Origin of the sequence: Psychrobacter proteolyticus, assembly GCF_038155145.1 — a bacterium.
In the GTDB taxonomy this organism is placed as follows: domain Bacteria; phylum Pseudomonadota; class Gammaproteobacteria; order Pseudomonadales; family Moraxellaceae; genus Psychrobacter; species Psychrobacter proteolyticus_B.
Genome location: NZ_JBAKAY010000016.1, coordinates 1 through 1,407, shown reverse-complemented (window position 1 = coordinate 1,407; position 1,407 = coordinate 1). Strand labels below are relative to the sequence as shown.

Annotated in this window: 1 protein-coding gene; it reads left to right on the top strand. The window is 42.9% G+C overall.

The genetic code is table 11. From position 1 onward, the window contains the following. Nucleotides 1-1,067: YadA family autotransporter adhesin (locus V6252_RS12825; protein WP_341610707.1), on the top strand; the 1,067-nt coding region annotated here is incomplete at its 5' end. Between the last annotated feature and the right edge of the window lie 340 nt (nucleotides 1,068-1,407).

The following is a 1,407-nucleotide window of genomic DNA, read 5'->3' as shown; positions in this document are numbered from 1 at the left end:
GATCTGACGGTATCAATGGTCAAGATGGCGCGCAAGGTCCTCAGGGTGAACAAGGTCCAGCAGGTCAGGATGGTATTGACGGTGCTAAAGGTGATAAAGGCGACTCAGGTATTAGCGAAGCAGCTAAAATTGAATTAGAAAGTAAAATCGAAGACAGCCAAGCTCGCTTCTTTAGCGTTAATGGCTCTAGTGACAGTGAAGATGCAGGCAATTATAACAGCAATGGCGCTACTGCTGACGGTGCAATAGCAATTGGGGTTAATGCTCAATCTAAAGGTAAGGACAGCATCGCTATGGGCACTAACAATACGGTGACTGGCGATCAATCTACCAGCGTGGGTAATGGCAACATCGTTTCAGGTGATCGCTCAGGTGCGTTTGGAGACCCGAATATTATCGGCGGCAGCGCTAATTATGCAGTTGGCAACGACAACATTATCGGTGATACTACTAGTAATTCAGTAGTGTTAGGTAGTAATGCGACAGTTGGTGCTACAGCGGCTACAATTGGTGCTAATAGTGCACCAACCTTTGCTAACGAGACTAACGCCTCAAACTCTGTTGCTATCGGTGAGTCGGTGAACGTCCAAGCAGCTAATGCAGTATCTATCGGTGCTAATAGCAGTGCGACTCATAGCAATGCGGTAGCATTAGGAGCAAACTCACAATCAACGGCAGATAATACCGTATCGGTAGGCAGTGCAAACAACCAGCGCCGAATTACCAATGTTGCCGCTGGTATTAATTCAAATGATGCAGTTAACGTTTCTCAGCTTAACCAAAATCGTGCCGAAGCCTTTGGTTATACAGATAGAAGAATAAATGATTTAGAAGGTGAGACTCACTCAGCAGTAGCGGGTGCGCTTGCTTTCGGTGCTCTACGTTATCCCAACACGCCAGGTAAAGTAAGTGTTGGTCTGGGCGGTGGTACATGGGAAGGTGAGACAGGGTACGCATTTGGTGTCGGTTACACTACATCTGACGGACAGTTTTCTATCAGTAGTGCTTTTGGTGGTAGTGGCAGCCAAAATGGTGGTAATGTTGGCGTAAGCTATACTTTCGACTAATATGTAGATCTAAGAAATAAGGAAATACTTGAGCCTACTATTGTCTTTAATAGTAGGCTCAATCAATTCAATTTATCAAGTTAAAATGTTTTTGAAAACTCTTCTTGTTTTCTATCTAAAACTCCGTATAATGCCACCCAGTTGAAAGGGAAGTGGGTTACTGATTTGAACGATGTAAATTGTTTGAATTAAATAGGAAATACTTCTTGACTAAATAAATATAGCGTCTATAATACGCACCTCATCAAGACGAGCTGGAAGTAGCTAGTGTGTAATTACACGTTGATAACCCAGTTAACTTGTTGAAACAAATTAAAAAAAGAAGTTGACAGACTATTAA